This is a genomic window from Mesorhizobium sp. M2A.F.Ca.ET.039.01.1.1, from assembly GCF_003998035.1.
Classification (GTDB): Bacteria; Pseudomonadota; Alphaproteobacteria; order Rhizobiales; family Rhizobiaceae; genus Mesorhizobium.
Genome location: NZ_RZRY01000733.1, coordinates 1 through 2,928, shown reverse-complemented (window position 1 = coordinate 2,928; position 2,928 = coordinate 1). Strand labels below are relative to the sequence as shown.

General features: G+C 64.9%; 3 protein-coding genes and 1 pseudogene. 3 read left to right on the top strand and 1 reads right to left on the bottom strand.

The annotated features are described in order from the left end of the window. Positions 1–412 (top strand): annotated as a pseudogene (locus tag EOA24_RS32740) (acyltransferase); the annotation flags it as partial. A 93-nt stretch (positions 413–505) separates the two neighbouring features. Then, a complete protein-coding gene (locus EOA24_RS32735) occupies positions 506–1,564 on the top strand; it encodes a glycerophosphodiester phosphodiesterase family protein (RefSeq protein ID WP_127410515.1) in 1,059 nt (352 codons plus the stop codon). A 206-nt stretch (positions 1,565–1,770) separates the two neighbouring features. Here the strand turns inward: EOA24_RS32735 and EOA24_RS32730 are convergent, their stop codons facing one another. Beyond that, positions 1,771–2,643 (bottom strand): aldo/keto reductase family oxidoreductase, encoded by an 873-nt coding sequence (locus EOA24_RS32730; RefSeq protein WP_126082865.1) that lies wholly within the window; start codon positions 2,641–2,643, stop codon positions 1,771–1,773. A 94-nt stretch (positions 2,644–2,737) separates the two neighbouring features. On the opposite strand from EOA24_RS32730, the gene EOA24_RS32725 reads away from it, so the two are divergent. Continuing rightward, positions 2,738–2,928, top strand: a 191-nt coding sequence (locus tag EOA24_RS32725) for a LysR family transcriptional regulator (protein ID WP_133374728.1), incomplete at its 3' end; no start/stop codon positions are given.

Genomic DNA, 2,928 nt, shown 5'->3' with positions numbered 1-2,928 from the left:
GTTCGTCTCCATTGCCGGCACCAACGACCTTGGCATTGCGGCACCGGTCGTCTTCGCGCTGGCGCTTTACCTGTTTGCACATGAGGGCGGCTTGGTCAGCGCCGTGCTGCGCAGCCGGCCGATGCTGCTGCTCGGTTCGCTCTCCTATTCGATCTACATGGTCCACATCTTCGTCCAGGCGCGCCTGATCAATGCCGGCGGCCTGATCGAACGCAAGCTCGGGCTCGGCATCGTTGGCGACCTGATGCTGCGAGGTGAGCATGCGACCGGCTTCGGCGCCGGCTCGCCCTTGATCGGTTTTGCGGCTTTGATCGCGATGTTGATCGCCGTCGTCGTCGCGTCGTGGTTCACCTGGCGCTTCGTCGAAATGCCGGCGCTCGCCTGGTTCCGGCGCCTTTCCAAGCGTATTTGACGGACTTCGATACGAAACAGCTAGCCGGCTTCGTTCACCGCCCTGTCATGGCATCGCCTAACCGGGTCGCGACCGGAACGGAGCGATTCCCCGATGCGAACACTCTGGCTGAGGCTTTTTCTGTCCGCCGCGCTTGGTGCAATTCCTAACCAAAGTCTAGCCGGCGAGACGCGCGCCGCCCAAATCCTCGATCGCTTCGAGCACGCCAACCAATGGCGCGATCATGTGATGATCGCCGCGCACCGCGCCGGCAGCATGCAGGCCGGCAAGACGCTTTATGCCGAAAACTCGTTGGCCGCGGTCGAAGGGTCGATCGCGATCGGCGCCGAGATCATCGAGGTCGATGTCCGGCGCGCGAAGGACGGCGAGTTCGTCATCATGCATGACAGCTGGCTCGACCGCACCACCACCTGCAAGGGGGAGGTCGTGAACTACACGCTGGCCGAGCTGAAGAACTGCCGGCTGGTCATCGAGGGCACGGGCGCCGTCACCAACGAGACGGTGTCGACGCTGCGCGAGATGCTGCTGACGACCAGGGACAGGATCCTGATCAACCTCGACAACAAGCTGGAGGTGACCGACCTGCCGGGCATGGTCGCGGAGGCGCGCGACCTCGGCATGGCCGACCAGGTGATCGTCAAGGAGAACCTCTGGAACCCGCAGCGCATCGATGCCGCCAGTGCCGCGCTTGCAAGCGCAGGCGGCGGCTTTCAGTTCATGCCGATCCTCGCCGACGACGCCGTGCATGATGCCGCCTTCGCCGATGAGGTCGACAAGGTGTTCGCGCCGCGCGCCATCGAGTTGATCAACTGGCGCAACGGCGCCGAGACGCTGACCGCCTCTGGCGGGCCGCTGTTCAGCAACCATATGCGCGCGGAAGCGGCTCGCGGCGATTGGCACCTTTGGGCCGACACCTACGCCATCGTGCACAAGCCGGGCGGCTTCCTCGCCGGCGGCCGTGGCGACGAACTCGCCGTCGCCGCCGGCCTGCCACGCGAAGCCTGGGGTTTCTGGGTCGACCGCGGCTCAACGATCATCCAGACCGACGAGCCGAAAGCGGCGATCGAGTGGCTGGCGGCGAATGGCTATCGGGTGCCTTATACGACGGACATCAGGCAGGCCGAGCCGGCGCATACGGCGAGCATTAATTAGCTGGCGTCGGCGCTTCACCCCGCCCGGCGCTTCGCGCCGACCTCCCCATCGAGGGGAGGTAGAACGTCGTGCCAAACTGCCGTCGCTGCATGCCTGCGGTGCGGTAATCCTGAATGCTAAACTGGCGTTCAAGCATAAAGCGCGGCGCCCTACCTCCCCTCGATGGGGAGGTCGCGCCGCAGGCGCGGGCGGGGTGCTGCGCCGACCTACGCAGCTTTCGCCACGCCATCCAGCTCGTTCAACACATCAGCCGACAGCTCCAACTCCGCGGCTGCCAGATTCTCCCGCAGATGCGCGACCGAAGAGGTGCCCGGTATCAAAAGGATATTGGGCGAACGCTGCAGCAGCCACGCCAGCGCCACCTGCATCGGCGTCGCGCCGAGCCGGTCGGCCACGTCGGACAGCGTCGACGATTGCAACGGGCTGAACCCACCGAGCGGGAAGAACGGCACATAGGCGATGCCGTCGCGAGCCAGCTCATGGATCAGCGCGTCATCGTCGCGGTGCGCCAGATTGTACTGGTTCTGCACGCAGACGATGTCGCAGATCTTGCGGCCTTCCGCGATCTGCGCGCGGGTGACGTTGCTCAAGCCGATATGGCGCACCAGGCCTTTGCGCTGCAGCTCGGCAAGCTTGGTGACCTGCGCCTCGATGGAACCTTCGGCCGGACCATGCACCCCGAACATGATGCGCAGATTGACGACGTCCATCACCTCAAGACCGAGATTGCGGAGATTGTCGTGCACGGCCTGCTCGAGCTCGTCGGCTGTGAAGGCCGGCAGCCAGGAGGCGTCTTCGCCACGGCGGGCGCCGATCTTGGTGACGATGGTGAGGTCGTCGGGGTAGGGCGCAAGCGCCTCGCGGATCAGCCTGTTGGTGACATAGGGCCCGTAATAATCGCTGGTGTCGATATGGTTCACGCCTTGCGCTACCGCTTCGCGCAGCACGGCGATGGCCGCGTCATGATCTTTCGGCGGACCGAACACGCCCTTGCCTGCGAGCTGCATGGCGCCGTAGCCGAGGCGGCGGACCGAACGGTCGCCGAGTTTATAGGTGCCGGATTTGTTTACGCTGGACATCGTGGTCTCCTTCGCTGTCGACGAGGGAGATAGCTCATGGCCGCTGTCCCGATAACCGGGTATAACCGGTACGGCTTGTGCGGAATTAGGAACAATGGCGGCTGATCTCAACGATCTTCAGGCGTTTATGGCCGTGGCGCGCGCCGGCGGCTTTCGCGAAGGCGCCCGCGCCACGGCGGGCAGCGCCTCCGCGCTCAGTGAAGCCATCCGCCGTCTGGAAACACAGCTTGGCGTGCGGCTCTTCAACCGCACCACGCGTAGCGTCGCTTTGACCGAGGCTGGCGC